Origin of the sequence: Rhodospirillum sp. A1_3_36 (assembly GCF_047263945.1) — a bacterium.
GTDB lineage: Bacteria > Pseudomonadota > Alphaproteobacteria > Rhodospirillales > Rhodospirillaceae > Rhodospirillum.
Window position 1 is genome coordinate 12,493 of sequence record NZ_JBLAVB010000020.1, and the last position, 24,748, is coordinate 37,240.

General features: G+C 61.1%; 35 protein-coding genes and 1 pseudogene. 5 read left to right on the forward strand and 31 right to left on the reverse strand.

The window, feature by feature from the left end; translation table 11 throughout:
* Positions 1 to 2 precede the first annotated feature (2 nt).
* The 15 genes from ACLIRY_RS23020 to ACLIRY_RS23090 form a co-directional block, all read right to left on the reverse strand.
* Positions 3 to 215 (reverse strand): hypothetical protein, encoded by a 213-nt coding sequence (locus ACLIRY_RS23020; protein ID WP_413207773.1) that lies wholly within the window; start codon positions 213 to 215, stop codon positions 3 to 5.
* Positions 212 to 1,465: a phage minor head protein gene (locus ACLIRY_RS23025; protein ID WP_413207774.1), complete on the reverse strand. Its 1,254-nt coding sequence runs from the start codon at positions 1,463 to 1,465 to the stop codon at positions 212 to 214. The genes ACLIRY_RS23020 and ACLIRY_RS23025 overlap by 4 nt, the downstream gene beginning before the upstream one ends.
* Complete coding sequence (locus tag ACLIRY_RS23030) at positions 1,455 to 2,888, reverse strand: DUF1073 domain-containing protein (protein WP_413207775.1); 1,434 nt, start codon at positions 2,886 to 2,888, stop codon at positions 1,455 to 1,457. Before ACLIRY_RS23030 ends, ACLIRY_RS23025 begins: the two co-directional genes overlap by 11 nt.
* Positions 2,885 to 4,306 carry a phage terminase large subunit gene (terL, locus tag ACLIRY_RS23035; RefSeq protein ID WP_413207776.1) on the reverse strand — a complete coding sequence of 474 codons (1,422 nt, stop codon included), beginning with the start codon at positions 4,304 to 4,306 and terminating at the stop codon, positions 2,885 to 2,887. Before terL ends, ACLIRY_RS23030 begins: the two co-directional genes overlap by 4 nt.
* Positions 4,281 to 4,874 carry a phage protein Gp27 family protein gene (locus ACLIRY_RS23040; protein WP_413207777.1) on the reverse strand — a complete coding sequence of 198 codons (594 nt, stop codon included), beginning with the start codon at positions 4,872 to 4,874 and terminating at the stop codon, positions 4,281 to 4,283. The genes terL and ACLIRY_RS23040 overlap by 26 nt, the downstream gene beginning before the upstream one ends.
* Positions 4,875 to 4,877: 3 nt before the next feature.
* Positions 4,878 to 5,183 (reverse strand): hypothetical protein, encoded by a 306-nt coding sequence (locus tag ACLIRY_RS23045; RefSeq protein ID WP_413207778.1) that lies wholly within the window; start codon positions 5,181 to 5,183, stop codon positions 4,878 to 4,880.
* A complete protein-coding gene (locus ACLIRY_RS23050) occupies positions 5,176 to 5,487 on the reverse strand; it encodes a hypothetical protein (RefSeq protein WP_413206732.1) in 312 nt (103 codons plus the stop codon). Before ACLIRY_RS23050 ends, ACLIRY_RS23045 begins: the two co-directional genes overlap by 8 nt.
* On the reverse strand, positions 5,484 to 5,693 hold the full coding sequence (locus ACLIRY_RS23055) for a TraR/DksA family transcriptional regulator (RefSeq protein WP_413207779.1): 210 nt from the start codon (positions 5,691 to 5,693) through the stop codon (positions 5,484 to 5,486). The genes ACLIRY_RS23050 and ACLIRY_RS23055 overlap by 4 nt, the downstream gene beginning before the upstream one ends.
* Positions 5,686 to 5,895 (reverse strand): hypothetical protein, encoded by a 210-nt coding sequence (locus ACLIRY_RS23060; protein ID WP_413206734.1) that lies wholly within the window; start codon positions 5,893 to 5,895, stop codon positions 5,686 to 5,688. Before ACLIRY_RS23060 ends, ACLIRY_RS23055 begins: the two co-directional genes overlap by 8 nt.
* 25 nt (positions 5,896 to 5,920) lie before the next feature.
* On the reverse strand, positions 5,921 to 6,505 hold the full coding sequence (locus ACLIRY_RS23065) for a glycoside hydrolase family 108 protein (protein WP_413207780.1): 585 nt from the start codon (positions 6,503 to 6,505) through the stop codon (positions 5,921 to 5,923).
* A 124-nt stretch (positions 6,506 to 6,629) separates the two neighbouring features.
* Positions 6,630 to 7,001, reverse strand: a complete 372-nt coding sequence (locus tag ACLIRY_RS23070) for a hypothetical protein (protein WP_413206736.1) — start codon at positions 6,999 to 7,001, stop codon at positions 6,630 to 6,632.
* Between the two features lie 18 nt (positions 7,002 to 7,019).
* The gene (locus ACLIRY_RS23075) at positions 7,020 to 7,208 is read right to left on the reverse strand and encodes a hypothetical protein (RefSeq protein ID WP_413207781.1); all 189 of its coding nucleotides are present in this window, start codon (positions 7,206 to 7,208) and stop codon (positions 7,020 to 7,022) included.
* Positions 7,201 to 7,788 carry a hypothetical protein gene (locus tag ACLIRY_RS23080; protein WP_413207782.1) on the reverse strand — a complete coding sequence of 196 codons (588 nt, stop codon included), beginning with the start codon at positions 7,786 to 7,788 and terminating at the stop codon, positions 7,201 to 7,203. The genes ACLIRY_RS23075 and ACLIRY_RS23080 overlap by 8 nt, the downstream gene beginning before the upstream one ends.
* Before the next feature lie 273 nt (positions 7,789 to 8,061).
* On the reverse strand, positions 8,062 to 8,586 hold the full coding sequence (locus ACLIRY_RS23085; protein WP_413207783.1) for a hypothetical protein: 525 nt from the start codon (positions 8,584 to 8,586) through the stop codon (positions 8,062 to 8,064).
* The gene (locus ACLIRY_RS23090) at positions 8,583 to 8,825 is read right to left on the reverse strand and encodes a hypothetical protein (RefSeq protein ID WP_413207784.1); all 243 of its coding nucleotides are present in this window, start codon (positions 8,823 to 8,825) and stop codon (positions 8,583 to 8,585) included. The genes ACLIRY_RS23085 and ACLIRY_RS23090 overlap by 4 nt, the downstream gene beginning before the upstream one ends.
* Here ACLIRY_RS23090 and ACLIRY_RS23095 point away from each other — a divergent pair.
* Positions 8,824 to 9,678: a hypothetical protein gene (locus ACLIRY_RS23095; RefSeq protein WP_413207785.1), complete on the forward strand. Its 855-nt coding sequence runs from the start codon at positions 8,824 to 8,826 to the stop codon at positions 9,676 to 9,678. The genes ACLIRY_RS23090 and ACLIRY_RS23095 overlap by 2 nt on opposite strands.
* A gap of 7 nt (positions 9,679 to 9,685) precedes the next feature.
* Here ACLIRY_RS23095 and ACLIRY_RS23100 read toward each other — a convergent pair whose 3' ends face one another.
* The 12 genes from ACLIRY_RS23100 to ACLIRY_RS23155 form a co-directional block, all read right to left on the reverse strand.
* Positions 9,686 to 10,372, reverse strand: a complete 687-nt coding sequence (locus ACLIRY_RS23100; protein WP_413207786.1) for a DUF2786 domain-containing protein — start codon at positions 10,370 to 10,372, stop codon at positions 9,686 to 9,688.
* On the reverse strand, positions 10,365 to 10,805 hold the full coding sequence (locus ACLIRY_RS23105; protein ID WP_413207787.1) for a regulatory protein GemA: 441 nt from the start codon (positions 10,803 to 10,805) through the stop codon (positions 10,365 to 10,367). The genes ACLIRY_RS23100 and ACLIRY_RS23105 overlap by 8 nt, the downstream gene beginning before the upstream one ends.
* Entirely contained in the window at positions 10,802 to 11,422 is a 621-nt protein-coding gene (locus ACLIRY_RS23110; RefSeq protein WP_413207788.1) for a hypothetical protein, read from the reverse strand. Before ACLIRY_RS23110 ends, ACLIRY_RS23105 begins: the two co-directional genes overlap by 4 nt.
* A gap of 3 nt (positions 11,423 to 11,425) precedes the next feature.
* Complete coding sequence (locus ACLIRY_RS23115; RefSeq protein WP_413207789.1) at positions 11,426 to 11,590, reverse strand: hypothetical protein; 165 nt, start codon at positions 11,588 to 11,590, stop codon at positions 11,426 to 11,428.
* Positions 11,591 to 11,613: 23 nt separating this feature from the next.
* Positions 11,614 to 11,829 carry a hypothetical protein gene (locus ACLIRY_RS23120; RefSeq protein WP_413207790.1) on the reverse strand — a complete coding sequence of 72 codons (216 nt, stop codon included), beginning with the start codon at positions 11,827 to 11,829 and terminating at the stop codon, positions 11,614 to 11,616.
* Positions 11,826 to 12,368, reverse strand: a complete 543-nt coding sequence (locus ACLIRY_RS23125; RefSeq protein WP_413207791.1) for a DnaA N-terminal domain-containing protein — start codon at positions 12,366 to 12,368, stop codon at positions 11,826 to 11,828. The genes ACLIRY_RS23120 and ACLIRY_RS23125 overlap by 4 nt, the downstream gene beginning before the upstream one ends.
* Entirely contained in the window at positions 12,352 to 12,615 is a 264-nt protein-coding gene (locus ACLIRY_RS23130; protein ID WP_413207792.1) for a hypothetical protein, read from the reverse strand. The genes ACLIRY_RS23125 and ACLIRY_RS23130 overlap by 17 nt, the downstream gene beginning before the upstream one ends.
* A gap of 1 nt (position 12,616) precedes the next feature.
* On the reverse strand, positions 12,617 to 13,267 hold the full coding sequence (locus tag ACLIRY_RS23135; RefSeq protein ID WP_413207793.1) for a DUF3164 family protein: 651 nt from the start codon (positions 13,265 to 13,267) through the stop codon (positions 12,617 to 12,619).
* A gap of 109 nt (positions 13,268 to 13,376) precedes the next feature.
* A complete protein-coding gene (locus ACLIRY_RS23140; RefSeq protein WP_413207794.1) occupies positions 13,377 to 13,616 on the reverse strand; it encodes a hypothetical protein in 240 nt (79 codons plus the stop codon).
* A 10-nt stretch (positions 13,617 to 13,626) separates the two neighbouring features.
* Positions 13,627 to 14,583, reverse strand: a complete 957-nt coding sequence (locus ACLIRY_RS23145) for an AAA family ATPase (protein ID WP_413207795.1) — start codon at positions 14,581 to 14,583, stop codon at positions 13,627 to 13,629.
* A 76-nt stretch (positions 14,584 to 14,659) separates the two neighbouring features.
* Complete coding sequence (locus tag ACLIRY_RS23150; protein ID WP_413207796.1) at positions 14,660 to 16,648, reverse strand: transposase domain-containing protein; 1,989 nt, start codon at positions 16,646 to 16,648, stop codon at positions 14,660 to 14,662.
* The gene (locus ACLIRY_RS23155) at positions 16,645 to 17,112 is read right to left on the reverse strand and encodes a DNA transposition protein (protein WP_413207797.1); all 468 of its coding nucleotides are present in this window, start codon (positions 17,110 to 17,112) and stop codon (positions 16,645 to 16,647) included. Before ACLIRY_RS23155 ends, ACLIRY_RS23150 begins: the two co-directional genes overlap by 4 nt.
* 122 nt (positions 17,113 to 17,234) lie before the next feature.
* Between ACLIRY_RS23155 and ACLIRY_RS23160 the strand changes: the two genes are divergently transcribed.
* Entirely contained in the window at positions 17,235 to 17,507 is a 273-nt protein-coding gene (locus ACLIRY_RS23160) for a hypothetical protein (protein ID WP_413207798.1), read from the forward strand.
* Positions 17,508 to 17,711: 204 nt separating this feature from the next.
* Here the strand turns inward: ACLIRY_RS23160 and ACLIRY_RS23165 are convergent, their stop codons facing one another.
* The 3 genes from ACLIRY_RS23165 to ACLIRY_RS23175 are packed head-to-tail and all read right to left on the reverse strand — an operon-like array spanning position 17,712 to position 19,920.
* The gene (locus ACLIRY_RS23165) at positions 17,712 to 18,539 is read right to left on the reverse strand and encodes a ParB/RepB/Spo0J family partition protein (RefSeq protein WP_413207799.1); all 828 of its coding nucleotides are present in this window, start codon (positions 18,537 to 18,539) and stop codon (positions 17,712 to 17,714) included.
* Positions 18,536 to 19,621: a hypothetical protein gene (locus tag ACLIRY_RS23170; protein ID WP_413207800.1), complete on the reverse strand. Its 1,086-nt coding sequence runs from the start codon at positions 19,619 to 19,621 to the stop codon at positions 18,536 to 18,538. The genes ACLIRY_RS23165 and ACLIRY_RS23170 overlap by 4 nt, the downstream gene beginning before the upstream one ends.
* Complete coding sequence (locus tag ACLIRY_RS23175; protein WP_413207801.1) at positions 19,618 to 19,920, reverse strand: helix-turn-helix domain-containing protein; 303 nt, start codon at positions 19,918 to 19,920, stop codon at positions 19,618 to 19,620. The genes ACLIRY_RS23170 and ACLIRY_RS23175 overlap by 4 nt, the downstream gene beginning before the upstream one ends.
* 226 nt (positions 19,921 to 20,146) lie before the next feature.
* On the opposite strand from ACLIRY_RS23175, the gene ACLIRY_RS23180 reads away from it, so the two are divergent.
* A complete protein-coding gene (locus ACLIRY_RS23180; RefSeq protein ID WP_413207802.1) occupies positions 20,147 to 20,584 on the forward strand; it encodes a helix-turn-helix domain-containing protein in 438 nt (145 codons plus the stop codon).
* A gap of 587 nt (positions 20,585 to 21,171) precedes the next feature.
* Here ACLIRY_RS23180 and ACLIRY_RS23185 read toward each other — a convergent pair.
* A pseudogene (locus tag ACLIRY_RS23185) lies at positions 21,172 to 22,347 on the reverse strand (N-methylproline demethylase); the annotation flags it as partial.
* A gap of 121 nt (positions 22,348 to 22,468) precedes the next feature.
* Between ACLIRY_RS23185 and ACLIRY_RS23190 the strand changes: the two are divergent.
* Positions 22,469 to 23,095, forward strand: a complete 627-nt coding sequence (locus ACLIRY_RS23190; RefSeq protein ID WP_413207803.1) for a TetR/AcrR family transcriptional regulator — start codon at positions 22,469 to 22,471, stop codon at positions 23,093 to 23,095.
* A gap of 514 nt (positions 23,096 to 23,609) precedes the next feature.
* On the forward strand, positions 23,610 to 24,746 hold the full coding sequence (locus ACLIRY_RS23195; protein WP_413207812.1) for an aromatic ring-hydroxylating oxygenase subunit alpha: 1,137 nt from the start codon (positions 23,610 to 23,612) through the stop codon (positions 24,744 to 24,746).
* Positions 24,747 to 24,748 lie beyond the last annotated feature (2 nt).

Here is a 24,748-nt window from a genome sequence, read left to right on the forward strand (position 1 = left end):
ACTCACTCCTCCCCCAACCGTACGGCCGCGACAAACGCGCGGCCCTGATCTGTTAAAACCCAGGCCCCGGCATCAGACAGAGCCAACCCCTGACGAACCGCCAGACGGGCCAGCTTAAGGGGCAGGTGATCCAAGCGCCCCTCAGACCCACCCTCGGACCCGGCGGTCAGGAGCCAAAGGCGCATGGCCTGCTCATCGGTTAATGCGCCGGTCATTTCCCGGACTTCTCCATCACGAAAGCCGTGGTCATTCGGGGATGCTCCGCCTGTCTGCCATTAGCTCGAGCATAGATCCAGCCGGTCTCAATCTCAACCGTTCGTCCGTTGGGGCCGGTGACGGGAATATAGGCCGTGATCCGCTCGCCATATTCATCAACCTTCCCCCGCTTGGTCCTGGCGGTAGCCAACCCCTCCAGCAACTGTCGCTGAAGGTCCTCGGCGTGACTGACATCCATGCCCAACGCAGATTTGAACACCCGGGCCTTGTTCTCGTTGACGAGGGAGTAGTTGGCGATTTTGCCGATGGGCAGGTCGGCCCGCTCATGGCCGGGCAGGGGCTGGTCCGGTTCATATGGCACCACCTGCTTATTGTGCTTTTCCCAGTGGGAGAGAAACGTCGGCTTACCCCCGGTGGATTCCTCGGTCGGTAGCGGCTGGGCCACGGGTCTGCCCGTGCCGGGGCGAGGCACCACCGGCTCACAATAGCATCTGCAGTTGGCAAACTCCCCCGCGTGGGCCGTATACCCGTCGATAGTTGGTGGATGGTCCCATTCGATAAACTTCCCCTCCATGGCCGCATGACTCCCCCGGACACCACCGTCCCGGGCCGTGCGCCAGATATATCCGGTCCCGCCGATCCCCTGCGCCCGCTGTTTCGTCAGGGCCGTGTTGGCGCTGGATACCGCTGTCCGAGCCAAGGTCCGCGCCCGCGCACCCGTGGCATCCCCGGCGGCTTCGATCTTCTTGGCCAATTCCTCCGGCCTCATACCGGTCACCAGGGCCTCCTGGGTCAAATTGGCCAACCGGTCGGCGGCATCGCTGGCAAGACTTTTCATGTTGCCCGCATTGACCGCGATCAGCTTTTGCAGGGTCACGCCATTGACCGAACTGGTCAGATGCTCACGCAAGCCCTGACCGATGCGCTCGGACTGACGGCGCCAGATCTGATCGTTCTTCCGCGCCGCCGCCGCAATCATGGTGGTTGCCGCGGCCTCGGCCCAGGCGTTCAGGGTCGTGGCATAGGCCCGCAGCAACCTGATCTTTTGATCGGGGTCCCCACCGCCCGCCGTGATCTGGCGGACCCGTCCGGCCACGGAACCCAGTTGCTTGGCATAGGTTCTTTCGGCAGCTTTGCTGGGCTGGAAATCCCCATCGGCCTTCTTGGCCTGATCGGTCCAGGACCACGCCAACCCGGGCCAGGGTTGGGCCGGGTTGGCGTGGGTGGGGGCATTGACCTCAGGCGTCATGGGCCGGGCCAGGCGTCAGGGAAAGGGGATCTTCGTCCGGCATCTCCGGCAGGGGCGGGGCGATATTTGCCTCCCGCGCCGCTTCAATGTCCTCATCCCGGATCCCGGTGAACCGCCCGGTGACCCGCCCGCTTTCGCGCAGGGCCTCCAGGGCCTGTCCATGGTCGATGATGCCCCCGGCGGTGAGCGCGGCAATGGCCTGGGAATCCGCCGTCGCGATCTGACTTTTCTCCAGCGGCGAGGGGCTGGCCAGTGGCGCGAAACTGAACGTTAAGCCGTCCGGCGGGGGCTTGCCAAATACCGACCGATAGAGCACCTCCAGCAGCAACCAGACGGCCCCGCGCAGGTCATCCTCTTGCGCAGTCGAGATCGTCTCGTAGTACATCTGCAGGTCGCTATCGCCCGTCGCGAAGCCCTTTGGGGCCTGCCCAAACAGGCGCACCAAGGGAATGCCCGAGGCGCCGGAGATCTGCTCGCCGAAGGCCTGAAGGGCATCGTACACACCGGCGAAAGACCAGTTGATCGCGCTGACCTGGTCCTCGGAATCAACGATGGTGATGCCCTCGTTGGATTGGGTCTGGCGGACCATCTCCATCATTTTCATCAGGCCCGATTCCGCCGGGCCGCCCTGGGCCAAAATCCGGCGGAAATCCTTGATCGAAAAGACCCGAAGGAAGCTCTTCATCATCAAATTGGCCGAGCCGTAAGTGGCGCTGTCGAGCGCCAGGATCCGATCAAACGCCCGTTCAACAACGGACGCGCCCCACCCCTGTTCCCGCAGTTTTTCGTACCGGGGCAGCTCGACCCCGACAAACCTCAAAACCCGGCTATGGTGGACCCTTTGCAGGTCCAACCCGGCCACGTCATCAAGGGTATAATAGGCCGGATATCCCAGCATCGGGCCGAGGTCGCGGATTTTCTCCTCGGACGGCGTCACCTGCCAGCGGTCAGCCACAATCAGGCCCTTGAAGCTGCCCTCACCAAGAGTATCCAGGTCCAGGGGTTCGTCCAAAGCTTGCCCGTCGATCAACAGGATCGCCAGGGCACCGCCGTACAGCCTGCCCCATTTGATGGCATCGGACAGGCGCCCCGGAATCCCCGTCTCGCGCCAACCGGCATGAAGCCGGTCGATATCCTCCGGCGCCATCGGGCCTTTGATTTCGAGGCCGGCGCGAACCATGTCCTCGGCCACGACCTCGACCATCCGACCGACAACCCAGCTGGTGCGGTACATGTCTTCCAGTTCGGTTTGGTCGACGATCCGGTTTTTCCGGTATGTGGATCCGGCCAACATATTGTCGGCGCCAAGACCAAGCCGGGCCGTGACATTGTCGAAGCCATCACGGACGCGGGCGCGACCCAGGAAGGATTTGGCGGGACGGGCGGGACGGGACGCGGCTGATGCGCGGCGGGGCGGGCTCATTGTCCAAGGGTCTCCCAAATGGCCAGGGAATCGCCGACGAAATAGCGCAGAGCCTGGGTCATGGCATCAACCTGATCATCGTTCGACCCGGCCGGAAAGGCGATCACCTCGCCGTCGAAGTCCTTGCGCCACGCGGCATTGCGCGGCACATACACGTTTCCGGCTTTCCATAACGGCGTGACAGCCGAGGCTCGCGCTACCTTTGATCCATCGGGCTCAATGGGGATCAGGCCCGGCACGGTATTCTTCAAGGTACTGATTACGGCCGGTCCATTGGCCTTGTCCTCCACCAGCTTGGCCAGGGCCTCGGGCCATTTCTTTGTCATAACCAGGACGGCCTCGACCGTGGCCGTGAACGACATGCGGTCGCGGATTTGATCCAGAAGGTAGTAGGCCGCGCCCCTTTTCCCCCAAATCTGTCCGACGACGAAGTCCGACCCCAGGGTATCCTTGAAGGTCATGTCCCAGGATTGAATCACTTCGTCGAAAACCGGTGGCAGATCGGCGGGGAACCACTCCTGGATCCATGCTTCCTGGAAGATGTTGCCGCCGTCCTGGACGGCGTTCTGCTGGAACAGCGCCGACCATTTGGCGGGCGCCATCAGCCTCTTGAATTGAAGAAGTTGTTCCAGGGGATGAAGCTCCGGAACCAAGGCCTCCCCGTTGTCGTTGATCGCCGGGAATTTCAGGTGAACCGCGTCCGGATTGTCTTTCAGAATCGTCGCCGCGAGATCGTCCGTCGCCCAGGACGTGGCCATAATGATCTGACCAGACCGCTTCGAGAGGCGGGTCAGGAAGACGGTTTCATACCAGCTCCTGATCCCCTTTTTCACGGCGGGGGAGCGCGCCTCGGCCTCGTTCTTGATCGGATCGTCGATAATGCCGATATCGACGCTTTTACCCGTCAAGGGGCCGCCGATGCCCGTGGCGAGGTAATAGCCCTTTTTGCCGACAATATCGAACCGGTCGGAATTGCGGAGGGCCTCGCCCTCGACATGAGCGGCCCGCCTCGTGTTGAGCGCGCTGCGCGGATAGACCTCCCTGAACTCTGAAGCCATCATGATCCGCTGCACATCGCGGTTCATGTCCTTGGCCAGATCCGCCGAATAGGAACAGGCCGCGATCCGGGTATTCGGCCAGCGACCAAAGATGTAGGGGGCCAGCATGCGGCTGACCAGCTCGGACTTGCCATGCTGGGGCGGCGCCTGAAGAACCAGGATCGGTCGCTTGCCCTTGTGCACGTCATCCAGAAACCGGTCGATAGCGGCGCAGACTTCGCGCGAAAACCGGGACCAAATATAGTCCCGGCGCGTGTAACCGACGAAACCGCCGAACGTTCTCCGGGCCAGCTCTGCTTCGAACTTGCGCCGATCCCTTTCGGCCAAAAGCGGATTAAGATCGGGGGCGGATGCGTTCACGGATCGCCTCCTCAAGCTCCGCTGTTGTCATCTCCTTGGGGTCGCGGCCATCTTCCGGCATCAGGGCGGCGAGGCGTTTGTGCGCCGCCTCCTCGGCCTTTTTGCGGCCCCGCTCCTCCGCCTCGGCCTTGAATTTTTTGAGGTTCACCGAAGAGCGTGTCAGGGTCGCGATGTTCTTCGCGGCCTTCGACAACAGCTCGACCCGCTCACCCTGTTCCATGTCTTCGGCCTTGGCCTCCTGAAGCGCCATGATGGACTCGAACAGTTCGGTCTGGATCATGGCCGTTAAGGCCTCGGATCGGGCATCTAGGCTATCCTCAGCCCCCGCCGTGATAATCTTCGCGGCCTCGGTGCTCGCCCGGATCGCCGTAAGCCGCCGGTTCAGATTCTGACCGTATCGCCCGAGCGCTGACCGCGACGGAAGGTCGCCCTGGCCAGCGTCTTCGGGAAACCGTTCCCGCAAATCGCCAATGAGTTCGTCCAAGGTCATTGAATCCGCCGCGAGGGCCGCGTCGATATGATCCTTGATGTCTGGCCGGAGACGGCGAATGGTCGAAGGGCGGCCCATGGCTCACCAATACTTCGCGGGGCGCGCGATGCCCGGCGCGCAGTCGATGGTGTATTCGGCCAGATCAACCCCATACCGGGTTAACTCGGCAAACCACCGGCCCGTGGGCTCCTTGCGCAGATCCACCAACCTGCGGTCGGCCAGATAGTCCAACTCCTTGCGCAGCTCCAAGGCCGTGGCGTCCGAATACTCGGCCTGGGCAACGGTCAATACCGGCCCTTCATAGGCGCCGATTGGTCGGGCATTATTCAGCGTCAGAATGATCAGCCAGCGCAGGTATTCACGCCGGGCCTTCGCCGGATCAACCATGGTTCAGTCCTCTCAATTGGGCGTTTTCGAGCTTGATGGCCAATCCGTCCATCTTGGCTTCCAAGATGGATTGCCCGCGCACGTAGTCTTCGCGACGGACATAATCGACCGGTAGATCGGCCTTGAGCTGCATGAACTGTTTTTCCAGGTCACGCAGATCGTTGGTCGCCTTTTCAACGATGGAAAACCGTTCGTCGAGCCGCTGCCCGATCTGACTGAGAAGCAGCTTTCCGGCGCCAAACACGAACCCAAAAAAGGCAACAAGCAGGCCGATGAACTGATAGAACTCAAGTTGAACCGTCATGCCCGCATGTCCCTTTCGTGATCGTCCTGGCAGTCGACACACCGCGCAGCCCAGGGCAGAACGGCGAGGCGCTCCGCCGGGATCTCGCACCCACAATCCCGGCAGATCCCATTTCCATTGACCTGCGGTCGGCGCGAATGGGCGCTTAAGGCTTGCGCAAGGTGCCGCTCCATGGCCGCTTGCGCCCGGTCGCCATCGTCAGCCACCGGAGCCGATGGGCCGCTGGGCCTTGAGCCGTCCATAAATCGCGAGCACGCCACCCGCCGCCGTCCCGAGCTGCGTTGCGATATCGACCACGGCGGCGGTCGTCTGGTCATCGATGGGGAAGCCGAACGCTTGGAGAAGGCCCCCGACGGTTGCGATTAAACCGCCCCATACGGCGCGGGACTGGTACCAATTTTTATTCACAGTGCTCTCCTTGATGTTTGAGAAATCAGATCGAGGGAATCCAGCGGGCGCGGGCGAGCCAACCGGCTTCGAAGGCCTTGAGTGCCGGATTTTTTTTGACCAAAGCCAGATAGAACCGGCGCTGCTGAAGGCAGAGTTCAGAAACAAGGTGACCGCGAAGATGGATTGCGCGAATGGCCGAAAGGGTCTGCGGCCCCACGATCCCATCATCCACCACGCCAACCCCAAGGGGTACGGTCGCCCGCTGGAGGAGCTTGACCGCCTGCCGACCCCCCATGTTCACGGCCACATCAAAGAGCTTGATGGCCAAAATGGGGGAGATTTCGGCGATTTTATCGCAACCGCAGGGACCCCAAAATTTCAGGTGAAACAGCTCGGCGGCATCGTCCGACGTCAGGGCCTTGATGTCATCGACATCAATGTCGCCGTCACCGTCCACATCGCCCAGCTCAAGGCCGAGCGAGCGGAGGAAGCGAAGGGACACCCCATGGTTCGTCGCCCCGCCGGGATCGGCGGGGTGATTGACGAAGCCGCCCTCGTGGGCCAGGACCTCGGCCCGGGCCAAGGCCCAAACCCGGTCGGGCGACAGACTATTCACCGGATTATTCACGGGACCCTCCGAACCATTGAACAGCGGCGTTAAACACCGGGGGCGCGGATGGCCGCGCTACGGTTCGGAGTATGGTCGGAGGTGGGGGGTGAGGCTTGTCCGGAACAGTTCCGGGGGAGGGGACCTAGAACAGGTCGCCCTGTCGGTCATCGCGGGCCTTGCCCGCATTCCGGACCATCGAAACATACCGCTCGGTGCAGCCCAGTTGCAAGGCTGCCTGACGGTTGCTGAGGCCGGGGTTCTGGTGAATCGCGGCCTTGACCATGCGAGAGTAGACGCCACGAGGAATATCTAGTCGCTGGGCGCCAAACGCCGCACATAATTTTTCCATGTCAGCGAAACCAACGACCTGGGCAAGAGGATGATCGGCTTCGGCACGCACGGGTATATAGGTCTCTACGCCACCAATGGCCCTGCCCAGCAGTTCAGCCTTGTCCTCACCAATCACCTCGGCGATCCGGACAAGGCCGATGGGAAGAGTGCGGGGGCGGCTCATGGCCGCCCCCCGCCAAAGTCATTGAACGAGGCGCGGCCCCAAAGGTCCGGCGCGCCGGTGACGGAGGCGAAGACCGACGCGGTCGGGGTGGCCGATGCGGTCCATGGGAAACGGGACAACCGTCCCCTCTGCCTTTTGCCCAAGCAGTTGATCGACGCAGGCCCTAATAATCTCCTCCACTTCCGGATCGATCCAGCGGTCAGACATGGGACGCTCCCAGCAGGCCGATGGCGCGCAGACGGGCCGTGATATCCTTGACGTAGGTGGGGCGGCGCCCGGTCAACTTGACGATTTCCGACGTCATTAAGCCCAAACGCCGGTACCGGAGGACCCGCCGGGCTTCCGGTGCCAACAGGGGTACCAGATCGTCTGGAGATGGCAGGGCCATGGACCGGACCAAACGGGCCGCGAGGTCCAGAGTCGCGGGCAAGGCGGGTTCTTCCGGATGAGCAAGGGGCGGCTGCGCCTTGCCCTCCAGTACGTCCGATACCCAATCCCGGAAGGCCGCTGCCCGATCCGTTCGGGCCAACATGGCCACACGCGCCGCGCCACGAGGAGAGAAAATCCGAACTTGCTGGGCGCCCCCAGGGGTGGGGGCCGTGATCGTTGCCATCATCGCCGCCCCGAACTCTGAGCGGTGAGCCTTGATCAATCGCTTGAATGTGGTTTGGGGGATTCCAAGGGTGGTCCGGATGTGGTCCCCCCTTACCCAACGAGTTCCATTCAAGTCGAAGACATCGAAGGTGGTGTCGAGAAACGCGACCTGGGCCGCAGGATGAATGATCATCACGGGTACTCCTACTGGCTAAAGTGGGAGCGCCTTGGCCGTTTTCGAGGCGGCACATCGGCGCCCAGGGCTCGAAAACACGCAGTAGGTCGTGCCCGCATGTCTTTAGGCCGAAACCCTGGACATACACATGCGGACCCTGGGCACAGTGGGAAAAGGAACCACCACGCTGTCGGGGGGCGTTGCCGCCTACTGTCTTCGGGTTTTCGAGGCCCTTAACAACGACGGTACGCCCGGCGCGGCTGAAAATCAAGATGTGGTGAGATGGGTTCATCATGACCCTGTTCGCCCCAACCGATTGCCGTACCCCGGATCCAATAAAGGAAGGGCGGCAGCGGCTTCGCGGCGCCCCGGTCGGTTCGGCCACGCCTTCATCCAGGGCAAAGGCTCCAACTCAGGCGCTCCGCTCGGGCTCCATTTGAAATACCCCAGTGCGCCGATGGCCGGGATCGCGGGGACTTCAACCTGATCGGCAAGCACAAGGCCCCGGGGGCCGAAGAACCAGGGGCTCTCATGGGCCTTCACGATGGCCGTGACTGTGGCGGCGCCGACGATGGCGCCACGCACAAGACAATCGGGTCGCGGACAGCGGACGCCGAGAGACGCCATAAAGTCCCTGGCATCCTCATATTCCTCCCGGGTCATGCCCTTGCTGGCATGAATCGCCACACGCCGGGGCTCGAAGCCGCCTTTGGTCACGGCGAAGGTGGAGCGGTTCTCGATGTTCTTGAAGCCCGCCACGATGGCCCAGGCCCAGGGCTGCCGGACGGATATCGCGATTTCAGGAAGGTCCATCATCCCCGTTTCCTTTTCCGCGAATGCCAAACGAACCGATGGATCCTGGCGTCGTCATCCAGCCCCGCGAGGCTGGTTGGCTCGGCATCAACGATGAACCCGCTCTTTCCCGGCTCGATTTGAACGACCAGATAGGCCCGCCGGGCACGCTTGCCCCGGCTGGCCAGGTACTCGCCAACAAGGGGCAAGGGCCGGAACCAGGGGCTCATGGTGAGCCGTACCGTCCCGGGGATCCTACGCATGACCAACCGCCCCCGTTCGAACCTCGGAGGCGCGGCTGAAAATCAAGCGCTCGCCCATTGCGAAAAGCTGCGGGAAATCACCCGCTCGACTCCCGCCGAACCCGATGGCATCCTGCACACCTTGATGGTGTTCGGTGAGAGGGTAATGACGATGATCAAACAGAAAATCAAAATTTTGACCTATCTTTTGGTTGCGGGAACCGGACTTTCCGGTTGCAAGCCTGAAACGGCGATGACTGTTTACCTGTCGGATATCCAGGCTGCTGTGGCGGGCGAAGTCCTGACAAGCGAAGCCCGATTGTCCGTACCCATGCCGAATGCCGAGAAGTGTCAAGAATACGGGCCGACGGTTACAGAAGCCCTGACCCCCTATCTGCCGAATATTCGCAATCCGCAATGCCGCAAGACCGGCATGGATAATGCGCTGGATGTTACTTTCGATATCGCCGTTCTCAAGAATGGCGAGGATCGCGACAGCTGGCCGATCATGGCTGTCGCCGCTACAGAGTCCGAGGCCGGTGACGCATATAGGATAGCCCTGACCCTGAACCGAGAGCAGGTCGGCGCGGCGCAGGCGGCCGTGGAGCGGAAACTCAGCGGTGCCCCGCGCGCGAATTTGGAAGAAACAAAGGTCACCGTTTCCTTTGCGAATGACCTGAAGGACGTCAAGACCATGATGGTCGGCAGCGTCTTCGTCGGTGACGTCGGCGTTCCGTTTCAGGGTGAATACGAAGTTCGGCGCCGCGAAGAGCTTCGGGTCGTTTTTTCGGACGTCACGACTGCCCGACTTTTCCAGAGCGGCGAGACGGAGTTCGGCCTCCTCTTCAAGGAACCGATCCCCGAGGGCAAGTGAACTGACCCTACCCATTCCCGCCCCCGATCATCCGGGGGCCGGAGCCCGAGCCCGAGACGCCGTGTCGGAGCTTAACGCCGTCAGCTGCTTGGTATCCCGCCTCGCGGCTTTTGCAATGACGGTCTAAATTCTTCGGTACAGGAACGTTCCGGGTTCTCAGCCCGGAAAACCGCCGATCCCGCTCCGCCTCGGCCTGCTCAATCAGCAAGGGGTTAGGTGCCCCGAAATGATCCCGCACGGCCAACCTCAGCCGATCCGTCATTCCCTTGCGGAATGCCGTGCAAGCCCGGCGCCGGGTGACACCTTTGCGCTTTTTCTTATATTCCGCAGACGCTTTGAAGCGATCAACCGCCGATTCAATATACCGGTGAAGGAAGGTGTGAAGGTAGGCGGCGATGGTCGGACCCGGCGCGCGACCGATGTAGCTGCGGATACCGATGGCTGTATCGACCACGCTAACACAGCCGGTATAAGCGCCTATGGCAACCCACAGGGCATCTGTCACCGTCGGATGCTTGCTGGCAGGTGCGTCGGCCATCTCCATGCCGAGACACGCCTCGTCCAACCCATGCTCTCGCATCAATTCGGCGGCCTTGGCCGCCGCCGCGACGGCCTCGGCTTCGGTGCAACCTCGGGCGGTGGTTTTATCGAGTAGTGCGGCGATCCGCCGCTTGACGCTGTCCAGATCAGCCATTGCCTTGTTCCTTTTCCACCCGCTCGCCCCAGCCCTTCAGAGCCTCAATCAGGCGGTTTAATTGGTCATTCCGCAGTAGGTCCGGATCGAGCAGCACGTTTTCGTCCGGCGACAACTGGCGCCCGCACCATTTGCGTAGGGCCGGGCGCCCGCCCGTGACCGCGCCGCGCTTTTTCAGCTCATCCCACAGGGCGTGGACCTTTCGAGCCAAGGGATTGGCGGCGGGCTTGAAGCCCTGCCGACCGGTGGGCCTGCGGCCCAGCTTCCGGTATTCGTCTAGGATCGCACCAAGCTGACTGTCGGTGCACTTCGCCGCGGAGCGGTGCCCCGTGATGCGCTCCATCAAGTCTCGGCGCGCGTCCTCGTCTATGGCCAGATCCTTGGCCCCGGCGTGAACGGCGGCGATCAGGGCTTTCCGATCAGATGTCATCATTCGATCCCTCCGGATTTGTAGATCGCGCCACCAAGTTCGGCGCCTTTATGGCCGCGTTCCCAGACATAGAAAGCATGAGCGACCGGCGACCCGTTCTTCCGATCTTCAGGTGGAACCGTGAACAGCCAGCAGGTGGCCCGATCTCCGCAGACCCAAATTCGTGCGGGAGGGTTTTTGGCCCACCACAAGCGGCGCTCATCGCTTTCCCGCCACGCTTGCCGCTGGAAGCAGATGACCTTTCTGGCCCCGAGCCTAAAAGCATGATCTACAAAGGCGCAGGCCAGTGAGAACGGCGGGTTCATGAAGACCGTGTAACCGGTCAGGTCCCGCTCGACCGACAGGAAGTCGATGCCAACGACAGTACCTGGATAGCCCCAATCGTGGAGATCCCAGCTCTCAACCTCGTATCCGACCGCGCGCGCGGCCCGGGACAGAATTCCCGTTCCGCAACATGGGTCGACGACAAGGCGGGTCATAAGCTCCACCCGCAGGATCGCGCTTGCGGCCCAGGGCGCGGTCTCCCAGCATTCCGCCGCCTTCGCCTGCTCTTCGAGGGTACGGTACACAGGAGCGGGTTCGACGCCCTCCAGGTGCCCGAAAAGGGTGAGGCCACTCATCTCTCACTTCCTCCTTGGCGCAGGTGGAGGCTCGGAAGCCTGCGGCCCATGCTCGACAATGAACAGGATCTCAGCGAAGAGACCGGCGAAGATTTCGGGGTGCCCGATGCAGACCGCAGCCACGCTTTCCATCACCTTCACCCGAACATCCAACACGTCCTTTTCCATTGCCTTCCCCTTCCTTTGATCGGCTACGACTTAGTTGCGGCGCCCTGACCGGTCAGGGCGATGGCGCCCTCCCGCTCGGCCAAAAGTTGATTGAGATCAGCGGTGCAGTTGTGCCGCGCCGCCGCGATCAGGGTTGCGGCGAGCAAGACCTCATGCGCCCGACAAAAGCCGCCGCACTGGTCCTGGGCGATGACTTCGGCCACGCGGACCAATCCCTGCAGGGATGCTTCGTCGATCATTTCGGAACCCTCCGAACCGTGATTTCCGGGCAATGTCCCAAGGCCCGACGCACTTCCGGGTCCAGGCGGCCACGGACGTAGTCGGCGTGGAAGGGCGTGGGCGCCTCAAGGGTAGCGACGACACCGCCAGCAGCGCGAACCACGGTGAGCGGCCCAATCCAGGTATCGAACTTGTCCCGGTCCATGCCGATGGCCTGGAAGGCGGGCCACAGCTCATAGTCCGGCTCGGGGGTGCCCGAGGCGTCCTCGCCCTGGTGGTCGCCTTCAGGTGGATCGACGAGCGCATCATCCTCAAACACGCGCTGTCCGAGCCACGTTCTGGCGTAGGGGAAGTACATCGGATCGATGCCCTTGGCCGTCCAGGCCCGGGCCTGCCGCTCGGCAGCGCGGGCCAGGAAGGCCGGGTCGACTCCCCCGACGACCAAGGTCGCAAAGACCTCCCGCGCTTTTACCTTGCCGTCCCGGCGCGGGTAGGCCACCCAAAAGGCCTCCCATGCAGACTCCAGCGTGACGGGGAAGGGCTTAGGTTTCCTCGCCATCGTCTTCCTCCTCGCCATCGGTCGGGAACTCGACCAGACCGTCTGCACACGAAATTATGCGCGGCAGGTTGGTAATCATGGATGCGGCGAGGAACCCGGCCGTACCATGTTTCATGGACGCACGGCAAACGGCTGCGAAAAGCGGCACGAAGGCGTTGTCCACGCCAATGCCTCCGGATTTCGCGATGCTTTCGGCGCGCGAGATCAGATCGTCAGCGGCTTGGTTGATGTCGAAGGTGTCAGCCATGTCACACCGCCGCGATATCAATGGGGACCGGGGTCCAAGGCGCGTCGAAGCCATCCCGGATGTAAAAGCGAGCATAAGACTTGGATCCGATGACCCGGATGGAGTCCTTGATGGCCTCCTGGCCGCTCTGCCACCGCCGATCTTCGAAGTCGAGACGAAGGAGCCGGAACACCGCATCCCGCGACACCTGTCCCTCCTTGTCGGCCTGGAAGGCGTCATCGACCAAGGTGCGCAACTCATCCCGTGCGCCCTCGGCCCAGGCGTCGATACATTCGGCAAAGAGGCCTCGGGCCACCTGCAATTCTGGTCCGAAGGTCAGGCGATCAGCGACGGCGATCCGTATCTGCATCAACCCATCGAAGGTCTGGAAGGTCACGTTTCCCTTGCCCTTGGCGCCGCGCTTCGTCGCGCCGTATTGCTCCTCGGCCAGGACCATGTAGGTGGTGGTGTCGGCGAAGACGTGCCCCTTGAACCGCCGGATCTGGTTGGCCAGATCGACGGCGAATCCCATCACTCTGCGAACCATTTGATCCTCCAGAGCTTGCACCGGCTTGATATGGGCCTCGGGGACAAGGTGCCCCTTATGGTCGGTCAGATAGCCGGGTTGAGGCGGCGTGTCCGGCTGCGGGAGGTGGAATTCTTCGACGCTCATGGTCAAATCCTCTTGATCAGAAACAGGGGAAACAGGAACCAACCGGCCACCCAGGCCAGTCGATTGCGGAGGCTGTAGCGGAAGCGGCGGCGGGCGCGGTGGGTGAGCCTCATGCGGCACTCCCTCCGGTCGGGGGAAAATTCATGGCGCGCTTGCTCTCGCGGTCATGGCGGGCCTGGGCGAGGTCCACGACGCCATCGGGCAGGGTATCCGAACGCGGGAACCACCCTTCCAAGCCAAGGGCCTGGGCTCGACAGTCCTCAAGCGCATTGACCAGGACCACACCGCCGTCGCCCTGAACACGGCTGCGGACGAACTCGACGAGATTGCGGAGATCCTCACTGAGCATTGTCCACCTCCTAAACATCTGCCGTCGCGTCAAATTTCAGCTTTCCCCACGCCATTTCGATATGCGCGATGGTCCGCTCGACCTTGGCGCCGGAGGCCAGCAGGGTCGCCAGCTTCATCGTCTTGTCTATGTTGCCGAGGGCGCCGAACTTCTTCGCCACGGATTGCAGATAGGCGACCTCGCTCGGGTTGGTCACGCCCCAGGCAGCGATGAGCACGTCCAGGTCCCCAGGCTCCGATTGGAAGGCCCGCTCCTTCATCCCCAGGCGTCGGAACAACTGGGCGTTCTTCTCCTGCCCTCCGCCGTAGATGGTGGCCAGGACGGCCCGATTTCCGCAGACAGCCACCCCGACCTTGTACTTGTCGTGAAGAGCCCGCAGTTGGTCCAGGGCCTCCCTGGTCAGCTTCTGCGCCTCATCCATGATAATCAGGGCGCCAGCGTTCTTGACCCGAGCGCCGATGGCCCGGGACAGCTTGGTCGAGGACCGCTCCTCGATGCCCATGACGTGACAGATCTCCTGAAGCATCGGATTGACCCGCGCCGTCGCTTCCTCGGCAGTAACCAGGAACACATGCGGGTTGTTGTCCCGGTAGTGCTCCAGGGTCCTGGTCTTGCCAATCCCCGGGGAACCGACGATCGCCGTGAAGTCCGGCGCCACCTGCGCCCACGTTAGAAGCGGAAGGAACTTCTGGGCTGTGGGCGTCATTTGAAAGGCCGGAGCTTCCGGCATGCGGGAAAATGCCTTGGCCCGCTCTTCCCGGCTCCTTAACCAGATGTCGACCTTGCGGGCCACCTTCTCGTTGTCCCCCGCGTATTTGTCATTCAGGAAGGCCAGGAACGTGGATTCCGGAACATCCGCCTCGCGCCCCGCGGCAGCACGGCTTTCATAATCCTCCACAGCCGCCAAGGCCCGCTTCCGAACTTCTTCCACATCGACTTCAACCGGAATTTTGACAATCGTATTCATCTTGATACCCTTTGCTTTCTCGTGTGCTTGTATCCGGGGCGCGGCGGTGCCAGCCGCCCGCCCCTTTCCCCAGGCCCTATCCCTGGGACGCCTTGGCCAGCGCCACGCCAGCCGCGAAATCCTCGAAATTGAACACCACCCGATCCCCGGGCTCCGGCTTGGGAACATCCGCATCGGCGGCCCGCTTCGGCCCCTTGCCCATCTTGATCACGCCCGCATCCAGGAGCGGCTCGGACACCCCGTCCGGCATCATGGCCGCGATGTCTTCAATCCCCAGTTCCTTGGCCTGGGCGGCGATCTCCTTGACCTTCCGCTTGAAGACCTTCTCCTGCCGACCCCGATCCGCAGCAGCTTCGCGGCTGTCGAACCGGCCCGCTTCGTGCAGTTCCGCAGAGCAAATGAACGACCCGTCGAGGCGGTAGACATGGGCCGGAGCGGTCAAATCGTCCGGGTCGTAGCGAACCGCGACCTGCTTTCCCCGGTATCCGATCAAGGCCTCGTGCCAGTAGATGTTCTCGTGCAGTTCCACCCGGCCATCCGGTTGCCGACAGGTCACGTCTTCCACGGCCAGCAGGAACATCCGCTGTTGTTCCGGCGTCAGGGTCGAAACCCGGCGTACCGGGGCGTTGACATAGTTTTCCTCGAAAACCGCATCAAAGCTCCGGCCCTTGGCCACGCTGGCATTGCGGTCTGGCCGGGCATTGAAACGGGCGATTTCCCGCTCCACCACCTTGACCAAGGTCTCAAAGGGAACGGCCTTGGAGCCATAGTTCGCAGGCTTGTTCTCGGGGCTGTTGCCCGTCCAGGCCCCGGCGCATTCCGGCGCCTTGGCGATGGTCCGCGACAACTCCCCGAAGGCCCTCTCAATAGGCTTTGATTGGCCGTGAGCCGGTCGGGTGAAGTGAACCTCGCAGCCAACCGCAGTGAACACGCCGACAGGATCTTCGGGCTTGATCTTGAACCGGCGCCGGTACCGGGACCCGCCCGTGTTCTGCTTCGCCGCCGCCGCCATGGTGTTGTCGGAGAAAATGTGATCGGGCAGACCGTACCGGGAAATCATCGTCCAGGCCGCCAGACGAAAACCCTCCGCCGTCTCGGCCCGATCCAGCCGCCAGCCCACGATCTTGTTGGACCGCAGATCCTGGAAGGCCAGCAGGAAGACGCGCCCCGTCTTCTCATCGGGCCACTCGACGAACAGGTCGATCTTGTGGCCGTCGTAGTTCACTGCTTCCATCGAGTGGTAATGGGTTCGATCGCGCCGGTTCGGTGCCAGGATGGTCTCCAGACCCTTCTCGCCTTCCCGGGCAAAAACGATCACCTCCGCCGGGATCTCCCGCTCCAGGCGGCGCTGGAAGGTCTTTTTGCTGGGGATCGGGGACCACCCATGTGTTTTCGCCAAGTCTTCGACCAGGGCGTAGGACTCGGCATGGCTCCGCTTCTCATTCCGCAGATAGTCGGCCTTGTAGGCCTCCCAGGCGGGTTCGGACATCGGCGCCGTCTTGGTTCGACCCGCATGGTGATCCACTAGATGCGGCAGCCGATCCCCCAGGGACAGCCCGGCGATCCGGCCCTCCCAATTGTAGTAGGAGCTGGTGGATACTCCGTGCTCGGCACACACCAGGGAGACCGCGACCTCCTTGGCCGTGCCCGCCAGGACCAGGGCGCGGACAGCGTCGAGAACCCGCAGCTTCGCCCGCGCCTTGTTCTTCCGGGAGTCGGGGAGCCTGTCGAAATGCTCCCAGGCCGCATCCCGGTCGATCCGGGCCTTTCGCTGGGCCCGGGTCGCCCCCGGCGCTTCCGCAGCCTTGGCGCGGCGGGCAAGCTGCTTCTGGGCCATGATGGGCAGGACGGAATAGTGGTACTCCGTCGGCCCGCCCTGGACCTTCTCCCGGCGGCGCCAGACGCCGAGGGGATTGTGCTCGGGATGCCAAGCTTTGGCGGGCAAGTTCCACTTGTCCGTCTTAGCACGGCGGATGATCCCGCTTTCAGTCTCCGGCAATCCCGGCAACTTGAGCCTCGAGATCTCATCCGCAGTGAACCATTCCTGAGGGAGGATCTGTGTCATAGCCCAGCCCCCTTCGCCGCCCGAAGTTCTTTCTCATAGGTCCGGGATATCTTGGCCTTGGCCTCGGCGGCTTGGCCGACCCGAACCCAGTGCGCGAACCGCTTGGGCACGACGATATGCCCGAAGGCCTCGGCGCCAAGCTGGAACAACCGCGGATCGCCGGTCACTGCCGACAGGCCGATACCCCTGGCGAAGCTGATTGTGTGGTCCCGGCGGCCCTGGCTGGCATAGGCGTTGACCATGGCCCTGGAGACCGGCTCTCCGGTCCAGTCCGTCAGCCGCGCCGCAATTTCCTCCCGGCCCAGCCCGGCGGCGCCAGCACTATCCAGCGTCGCCGCGACGGCCCGGGAAATGGAGTCCCGCAGGGTCGCGGATCGAACATCAACCGGATCGAACCGCACCACGGGATCGACGGGCACGAAGTCGTCGAACAGGTCGAGGGTGTCGGGATCACGCCACCTCATGACCCACCCCCTGGGCCGCCGCCCAAAAGGGAGTGTCCCGCCGCCGTGACGTGGCGGCGCGTGACGGCGGGACACCCTTCCCGTACTCTGGTCGCGATCAAACAACCCAGAGAGGGAATGTCATGAACAAGGAATCGGAAGACAAGGCAACGAAGGTCGCGGCACGGATGAAGGAGACGGATATGAAGGCGTTCGCTGTTCTGGCGCCGAATGCCATCCTTCATAAGGCCACGGCCATGTGGAAGGCCACGGGGCGCGCGGATCTCGAAGACCTGATCGCGGCCTTCGAGGCGGATCTGGCCTCGCCCATGAACGAGGCGCTGACCGAGACATGCAGGGCCGCGATCAACCATCTCCGCAGCCTCCGCGAAGCTGACTCCGAAGATCCTCGTTGAAGAACGGGACCGTCAGGTAATCGAAAAGGATTTCCCAGCCGTCAGGACTAATGTTCCCGGCATCAGCCCAGGCCAAAAAGACCCCCCGAAAGTCACCGGCCTCCAAAAACGGCCAAGCTTCCGGGGGAAGGTCCGGGAGGGTTGGGCATTTTGCGCGCACCGACGCTATGAAGGACTCCCATTCCTTCCTGTTTTTCTCATCCATCACGCGACCTTCTCGAACTGGGCGGCGTCATCCAGGGCGCCGATCTCGCGAAGGTGCGCGACGAACTGTCGCCGCGCGGCGGCGGGCGCCCGGTTCCATTCCCGGGTCATCCGCGACACGGACGCCTCAACCGGATTGACATCCGCCGCGCGCCGCCCCTCGGCCTTGGCCAGGGCGGCCTTGACGGTGCCCTCGGTGCCCGCCTGGAGCAGCCCCAGGGCCGCGCGCTGCGCCTCCGGGGGCGCCTTGGCGAGCAAAAGCAGGTCGGACTGCTTCTTGGCCCAGACCGTGCCCGCGATGGCCGCGCGCACATCGGGCGCCAATTTGGACGCGATCGTGACGGCCAGCTGAATCGTCCGCTCGGTCAGGCCGACGCGCCGGGCCGTCTCCGCAGCAAACGAAATGATTTCGGTTGCTGATCCCTGGCGGGCCTTGCCACCCGCGACACCCGCCCGGGCTTCCGGATGCAGCTCCTCGTACAGCGCCTTGCGGCGGGCCATGAACATGGCGCGATCCAGAGGGTTCAACTCGTGGCGGACAAGATTTTCGTCCACCTCGGCGATGCCCGCCTCAAGATCGGTCATGTCCTCGTAGACGAGGGCGGGGAGGGATGCCCAACCCAACCGCACGACGGCCTCGAGTCGATGACTACCGGCCACCAGGACCAAGCCCTTGTCCGTCTGGCGGACCTCGATGGGCTGCCGGACCAGCCCCACCTGGGCGATGTTCTCGGCCAGCATGGCGACCCAGGCTTGGTCGACCGGGCGAAGGCGATCCTCGACAATGATGAGGGAGACCGCGACATCATGCAGGACCCCGGCTTTCATTGGGCATCCCCCTCGCCCAACACCCGGCGAAGGGCTCGTTCGGCCACGAACTGGACGGGGCCATGACTGAGCGCCGCGCCAAATCCGGCCACTTCGGCCTCAAGCTGACCGGAAAGCTGAAGGGTGTCGATGCACACTTCCACCGGATAGCCGACCTTATCGACTGCGGCGCGCAGGGCGCCTACCATCGCCATTTCGGTGTCGGACCCAACTTCACAGGCCAACATGACGCCGGAATGCAGATCAACGCAGACCGCCACCGTGGCGGGAAATCCTCCAACGTCAAGGGCGAACCGTCGACCCTTGAAACCAGCGGCGACGCTTGTATCCTGGTAAGACCACTGAATGGACTTCCGGACGCTCTCGCCCTCACCGCATTCCGGCATCGGATCCACCAAGGACGGCACCATCTCCCGAAGGGCACTCCAGGTGGGCAGATCCCAGTGGTTTCGGCCCGCGAAGATCGCGACCCCCGTGACGTTCAAGGTGGTGCCCTTCGGCATAGTCCGCGACATCAGCCAGCGCGCGAGCGACATCGCACTGCGCATGCCTCGTTTGCCGTCCACCACGATCCACGTCTGATGATCGCGAAGTTCTCTATCGTCGAACCGGATCCAGACATCCTCCGGCGCGCTGTCGATGACAAGCAATGGCAACGCCTTGCCAGCCGGGTCGACAAAATCAAGATCACTGCCCCACCCCGGCATACCCCACTCGAAGTCGACACGATAAGGGTAGCCACTGACCCAACGGGGAAGGGCACCAACCGTCGCCGTTTGAACTTCATTGGCTTGGCAGGCGCCGAACGGATCAAACGCCGACAGAGCCTCGACCTCCCGCTCCACGGTTTCAAGGACGCGGGAAAGGTCCCGGTACATGCCGTGATGGTAGGTGTCGTCCGCACTATGGACCCCGGCCTTCACCAGGATCGCCAACGCACCATCCAACCGCCGTTGAGCGTCATCCGTTGCCCCCGGTTCTGGCTGGAATTCGGTCATCTCATAAACCGCCCAATCCGCTTGCCGGATCGCGCCGACAACCGCCGAACGGTCCTCAATCTCCACGCTGAATGCGATGTTCATGCCGCCTTCTCCTTTTGAACATGACTCCCAGGGCTGACGGCGGCAAAATCCAGGTGCTTGGAGAAAACGCGATATTTCGGGGTTCCATCCACGTTGTATCGATTAGGCCATAGGGTCCGGGGGGACTTCCCCAGCCATGTCGCGATCGCCATCTCGCCCCGGTAGTTCGGACCGAAAAGGGCAGCGCGACAGGCACCGGAAGGCAAACCGTTGATTTCGGCCAGCTCGGTCAGGGTAGGACCTGACTTACGAACGGCGGCCTTGATATCCTCTGGATGCCACTTCCTGGCCTTAGCCATGTTATCTCCATGCACCGGCCCCGCCAGGCCGGTTTTTCCGATTTGAAACGCTAACATTTGTCAGCAACAGGAATGATAATGGAAGAAAAGTCGCACATTCGCAAGAAGGAAAATCGCGTCAGATTTCTTTCTCGGAATCTCGCACGAAAAGTTAGACTAACCCATTGTTATCAAATAACTCCGACGCAATATCAGGCGCGTGAGTTCAATGGTCAGAGATCCAGATATGATTTCTGACCAACATGATGATTTTCCAAAGCGGGTAGAGATTTTGGTTTCTCGCGTAGGAAATGTCGCAGAGTTGGCGAGAAGATCGCACTTATCGCGGCGCGTTATCGACAACTACAAAGGCGGAGTGGCCGATCCATCGCGGACACGACTAATCGCTCTGGCCGACGCAGCTGATGTCTCAGTTGAATGGCTAGCTACCGGTGACGGCCCCATGACAAAGGACAGCGGAAGCGACGCCATCCCCATCACGGATATTGAGATTTCTATTCAGGAATGGGAAGAGTGGGAAAACTCAAGGAAAGGCCACAAGTTGAGCCCCATCCGGAAGGCCGAGAACGTGATCCTCTTGGCTCAATTGATCCAAAAATTCCCCGCGACAGAGAAGCGGGCAGAGGCCAAGGACATCATCAAGATCGTATCGGGACGGTTATGAGATAGGGGGAATCCCCTACTCGCCGTTCGTGAGTGCGCACTCTACTTTCAAGTGAGCCGCGAATGCGGTGGACGCGAAGCCCCGCGCCCGGAGCCACAAGTCGTGGTGAGACACGACCGATATGTGATTCCACAGTGTAAACTCACTGTCCCGCCTGCCTCGAGGCAGCCACGGGATATAGCACGCGGGGTGCCAATGTCTGAAAAGTACCGTAAGCTCCTGTCTTTGCGGAGCAATCTTAAGAATGAAGATGCTGATTCCCTTGCCGCCCAGCCAGTTTGCAATGCCAATTGCGAAACAGAGGCGTTCGGCCTTTTACGATTCACTGTCAAAGTGATATCGTTGATTGCGCTGCTCTTACTGATCCACCTGCTATGGACCTCTAAGGGCCACGCAAGAGCCCTTCAAGAGCCCCTTAGAAAATTCCAATATCATGTGTCTATCGGGAAGGGTTTGGGGCAAATTCCAATTTCATATTGGAGAGCCGACGGGCCAATTCTGGTTTGCGATAAGAGCCCGTTTTTAAATACCTTTCCCGATATTTCCCCCTATATCCCACCCAATCCCGGTACTTCCAACACCATGTGTCCCCTAACAACGACCTTTTTCTTGGTCTCGGCCTTGGGAATGACATGGGGCATGTCGAGCTCTCGCCCGGTGGCCGCGTTGTGAATGCAAAAGGCCGCGCCACCTTGGTAGATCCGGTCGAGACAATAGTTCGCCCCAACGCAGGGGCGGATTTCGTCCTCGCGTTTTTCCATGATTTTGCGGACGATATGCGGATCCGTCATGTGAGCGCGGGTCATGCCGACCATATCGACTTTGCCCGACTCGATGGCATGGCGGGCCGTCGCCACATCGGGAATTTTGGCCGCATGGAAGGTGGGGAAGGCCGTCGCCGCCCGCACCTCGCCAGCGAAGTCCAGATGGGGCGCGCCCGGCATGCCCTGAATGGGGATGACATCGGTGAGGCCGGCGTCCGTCTCGATATGGCCGCGCACGACGTTCAGGAAGTCAATCATCCCGCTGTCCTTGAGGCGCCGAGAAATTTCCAGACCGTCGTCCCGGGATAGGCCACCTTCAAGCATTTCATCGCCCGTGTAGCGCATACCGATAATAAAGTCGGACCCGACGCGCCCACGAATGGCTTTCAGGACGTCGAAGGTAAAACCCAGTCTGTTTTCAAGCTTCCCCCCATACGGACCTTCCGATGTATTCGTCAATGGGGACCAGAACTGATCCATCAAGTGACCATAGGCCTGCAATTCGATACCGTCCATGCCACCCGCCTTCATCCGTTCGGCGGCGTCGGCGTAATCCTTGATGATCCGCTCGATGTCCCAATCTTCTATTTTCTTTGGAAAGGATCGGTGAGCCGGTTCGCGATTATGGGACGGCGAGACCACTGGAAGCCAAAACTCCTTGTCCCACCGGGTCCGGCGACCAAGGTGGGTGAGTTGAATCATGATCGCGGCGCCCTGCTCGTGTACGGCGTCGGTCAAATCCTTCATCCATGGCACCACCTCGTCCTTGTAGACGAGAAGGTTGTTGAAGACGGGCGGGCTGTCCTTCGAAACGGTCGCCGACCCCGCCGTCATGGTCATCGCAACCCCTCCCTTGGCCCGTTCCACGTGGTAGGCCCGGTAGCGCCCCTTCGGCATGCCATCCTCTGGATAGGCTGGCTCGTGGGCCGTCACGATGATCCGATTGCGCAACGTCAGATGCTTAAGTTGGTAAGGCTGAAGAAGAGGATCACGCGCCATCTGTCCGACTCCGTCTGTCAAGTTTCGTTGACGCTACACAGAAATGTTCATCTGTGTCAATTTTAGGTGCACCTGTGACGAGGTAATTGACTTGTGTGTTCATTTTCCGTAGAGATTGGGAATGGACAAGATCATCAATGACAGTGGTTGGCGGGGATCGCGGGACCTGTGGCTGGACGCGGCTTACGAGGTGTTGCTGGAGGCCGGTGTCGGTTCCGTTAAAATCCAGGTGCTCGCGAAAACGCTTAACCTGTCGCGCACGAGTTTCTATTGGTTTTTCAAGGACCGCGAGGATCTGCTCGAGGCGCTTGTCGCGCGCTGGCGCGACAAGAACACGGGCAATCTGATTGGCCAATCAGAGGCCTACGCCGAGACGGTTACGGAGGCCATGTTGAATGTATTCGATTGCTGGCTCGACTCATCTTTGTTCGATTCGCCCTTTGAATTCGCGATCCGCAGTTGGGCGCTCCAATCATCCGACATCCAGGACGAGGTGCGCAAAGCGGACACCCAGCGTCTGGAGGCGCTTTCCCGCATGTTTCTTCGCTTCGGATGGAGTCAGGAGCACGCCGACGTTCGCGCACGGACCATCTACCTGACCCAAATCGGATACATCTCCATGCAGACACAGGAGGACAAGGCAGTTCGCATGGACCGCATACCAAACTACGTCGAAATCTTCACCGGTCGACTCCCTGAGCAGCGGGAAATGGATCGTTTTCGTGCCCGACATACTGACAAGAAATGACCTTTGGAGAGAGAGTAAAATGATGGATTATGTGATGAAATTATCAGTTTATGTAGTATGCATTATTAAATGATCATAATTATGTGAGAGGGAAGGTGAGCTTTTTTGTGAAAAAATAATGTAGGTTCAGAAAAATTATTTTTTTCACATATAATTTGTTTATTTGTTTATTTGTTTATTTGTTTAACTAATTTTGTGCCGTTTTTGTCAATTGGTCGATTTTATCTTGTTCTGAAGCGACTGAATGTGTGCCTCGTATTGTAAAGTGTATAACCATAACTTCGTGCGGATTATTAGGGGGGAAGAGGAGAGCTGCCTCTCGAAACGGCTTTCCACCCCTCTGCAACTAAACGGATGAAACCCAAGTTCGACCGGTCCATGCCGGTTGAGCATCGTGAACAGGAGACCCAGCGTGCTGCACGAATCGGAAATCTTGTCGACGCTCATGCGCCGGAAACCCGGCTACTCCTTAGATCAAGCGCTTTACATCGATCCGGGAGTATTCAAGGCAGATATGGATCATATTTGGTATCGCGAATGGCTGTTCACGATCCCTTCCTGTGAAATTCCCAAGGCTGGAGACTATGTCGTTTACACCGTCGGGGTTTATTCCGTCGTCATCGTGCGAGGGGATGATGGTAAGGTTCGCGCCTTTCACAATAGCTGCCGACACCGAGGGTCTGTTCTCTGCAAAACCAAAAAGGGGACCAATCCCAAGCTGGTTTGTCCTTACCACCAGTGGACATATGAGCTGGATGGTCCCCTCATTTGGGCTCGTGACATGGAAGCTGACTTCGATGTCACGAAACATGGCTTGAAGGCGGTCCACTGCCGCAACATCTCTGGCCTGATTTACATCTGCCTCGCGGGTGAGGCGCCCGACATTGAGCCGTTTGTCGCCACATCCGCCCGCTATCTCGCGCCACATGATCTGGAGAATTCCAAGGTCGCCTTCGAGAGTACCATCGTCGAAGAAGGAAATTGGAAACTGGTCTGGGAAAACAACCGCGAGTGCTATCACTGCGCCGGGAATCATCCCGCCCTTTGCCGTACCTTCCCCGAGGATCCGCATGCCGTCGGCAACTCCAGAGATGGCGTCCTCGCCTCGACGCAAAACGCGCATGTCGCCCGATGTGAAGCCGTGGGCGCTCCAGGTGCCCGTGTGGAGGGCCCCCATGGAGAATGGTGTTTTGTCCGCACGCCCCTTCTGAGAGCGGCCGAAAGCTACACCATGGACGGCAAGGTGGCCGTGACCAAACCCAACTCCACTCTCCCGTTTAAGGATGCGGGGTCGCTCCTGAAGTACTCCTATCCGGCGAGCTGGAATCACTTCCTGTCAGACTGCTCCATCGTGTTCCGGTTGACCCCGATCAGCCCAACCGAGACGGAACTCACCACCAAGTGGTTGGTCCACAAGGACGCCGTGGAGGGTCGGGATTATGACCTGACTCGTCTAACCGAAGTCTGGGTCGCGACGAACGCCGAGGATCGGGAGGTCGTCGAGAACAATCAGCGCGGTATCCGAACGCCAGCCTATGAGCCAGGTCGCTACTCTGACATCCACGAAGGCGGCGTGATCCAGTTCGTGAATTGGTATGCCTCGGTGCTGTCTGGTGCCATCGCCGCATCCAACCAAGCCGCTGCGGAGTAACT

Coding starts and splice junctions, on each gene's coding strand:
- ACLIRY_RS23020 (WP_413207773.1), bottom strand. CDS start 215: ATGACCGGCGCATTAACCGATGAGCAGGCCATGCGCCTTTGGCTCCTG.
- ACLIRY_RS23025 (WP_413207774.1), bottom strand. CDS start 1,465: ATGACGCCTGAGGTCAATGCCCCCACCCACGCCAACCCGGCCCAACCC.
- ACLIRY_RS23030 (WP_413207775.1), bottom strand. CDS start 2,888: ATGAGCCCGCCCCGCCGCGCATCAGCCGCGTCCCGTCCCGCCCGTCCC.
- ACLIRY_RS23040 (WP_413207777.1), bottom strand. CDS start 4,874: ATGGGCCGCCCTTCGACCATTCGCCGTCTCCGGCCAGACATCAAGGAT.
- ACLIRY_RS23045 (WP_413207778.1), bottom strand. CDS start 5,183: ATGGTTGATCCGGCGAAGGCCCGGCGTGAATACCTGCGCTGGCTGATC.
- ACLIRY_RS23050 (WP_413206732.1), bottom strand. CDS start 5,487: ATGACGGTTCAACTTGAGTTCTATCAGTTCATCGGCCTGCTTGTTGCC.
- ACLIRY_RS23070 (WP_413206736.1), bottom strand. CDS start 7,001: ATGAGCCGCCCCCGCACTCTTCCCATCGGCCTTGTCCGGATCGCCGAG.
- ACLIRY_RS23075 (WP_413207781.1), bottom strand. CDS start 7,208: ATGTCTGACCGCTGGATCGATCCGGAAGTGGAGGAGATTATTAGGGCC.
- ACLIRY_RS23080 (WP_413207782.1), bottom strand. CDS start 7,788: ATGATCATTCATCCTGCGGCCCAGGTCGCGTTTCTCGACACCACCTTC.
- ACLIRY_RS23085 (WP_413207783.1), bottom strand. CDS start 8,586: ATGATGGACCTTCCTGAAATCGCGATATCCGTCCGGCAGCCCTGGGCC.
- ACLIRY_RS23095 (WP_413207785.1), top strand. CDS start 8,824: ATGACCAACCGCCCCCGTTCGAACCTCGGAGGCGCGGCTGAAAATCAA.
- ACLIRY_RS23090 (WP_413207784.1), bottom strand. CDS start 8,825: ATGCGTAGGATCCCCGGGACGGTACGGCTCACCATGAGCCCCTGGTTC.
- ACLIRY_RS23100 (WP_413207786.1), bottom strand. CDS start 10,372: ATGGCTGATCTGGACAGCGTCAAGCGGCGGATCGCCGCACTACTCGAT.
- ACLIRY_RS23105 (WP_413207787.1), bottom strand. CDS start 10,805: ATGATGACATCTGATCGGAAAGCCCTGATCGCCGCCGTTCACGCCGGG.
- ACLIRY_RS23110 (WP_413207788.1), bottom strand. CDS start 11,422: ATGAGTGGCCTCACCCTTTTCGGGCACCTGGAGGGCGTCGAACCCGCT.
- ACLIRY_RS23115 (WP_413207789.1), bottom strand. CDS start 11,590: ATGGAAAAGGACGTGTTGGATGTTCGGGTGAAGGTGATGGAAAGCGTG.
- ACLIRY_RS23120 (WP_413207790.1), bottom strand. CDS start 11,829: ATGATCGACGAAGCATCCCTGCAGGGATTGGTCCGCGTGGCCGAAGTC.
- ACLIRY_RS23125 (WP_413207791.1), bottom strand. CDS start 12,368: ATGGCGAGGAAACCTAAGCCCTTCCCCGTCACGCTGGAGTCTGCATGG.
- ACLIRY_RS23130 (WP_413207792.1), bottom strand. CDS start 12,615: ATGGCTGACACCTTCGACATCAACCAAGCCGCTGACGATCTGATCTCG.
- ACLIRY_RS23135 (WP_413207793.1), bottom strand. CDS start 13,267: ATGAGCGTCGAAGAATTCCACCTCCCGCAGCCGGACACGCCGCCTCAA.
- ACLIRY_RS23140 (WP_413207794.1), bottom strand. CDS start 13,616: ATGCTCAGTGAGGATCTCCGCAATCTCGTCGAGTTCGTCCGCAGCCGT.
- ACLIRY_RS23145 (WP_413207795.1), bottom strand. CDS start 14,583: ATGAATACGATTGTCAAAATTCCGGTTGAAGTCGATGTGGAAGAAGTT.
- ACLIRY_RS23150 (WP_413207796.1), bottom strand. CDS start 16,648: ATGACACAGATCCTCCCTCAGGAATGGTTCACTGCGGATGAGATCTCG.
- ACLIRY_RS23155 (WP_413207797.1), bottom strand. CDS start 17,112: ATGAGGTGGCGTGATCCCGACACCCTCGACCTGTTCGACGACTTCGTG.
- ACLIRY_RS23160 (WP_413207798.1), top strand. CDS start 17,235: ATGAACAAGGAATCGGAAGACAAGGCAACGAAGGTCGCGGCACGGATG.
- ACLIRY_RS23165 (WP_413207799.1), bottom strand. CDS start 18,539: ATGAAAGCCGGGGTCCTGCATGATGTCGCGGTCTCCCTCATCATTGTC.
- ACLIRY_RS23170 (WP_413207800.1), bottom strand. CDS start 19,621: ATGAACATCGCATTCAGCGTGGAGATTGAGGACCGTTCGGCGGTTGTC.
- ACLIRY_RS23175 (WP_413207801.1), bottom strand. CDS start 19,920: ATGGCTAAGGCCAGGAAGTGGCATCCAGAGGATATCAAGGCCGCCGTT.
- ACLIRY_RS23180 (WP_413207802.1), top strand. CDS start 20,147: ATGATTTCTGACCAACATGATGATTTTCCAAAGCGGGTAGAGATTTTG.
- ACLIRY_RS23190 (WP_413207803.1), top strand. CDS start 22,469: ATGGACAAGATCATCAATGACAGTGGTTGGCGGGGATCGCGGGACCTG.
- ACLIRY_RS23195 (WP_413207812.1), top strand. CDS start 23,610: ATGGATCATATTTGGTATCGCGAATGGCTGTTCACGATCCCTTCCTGT.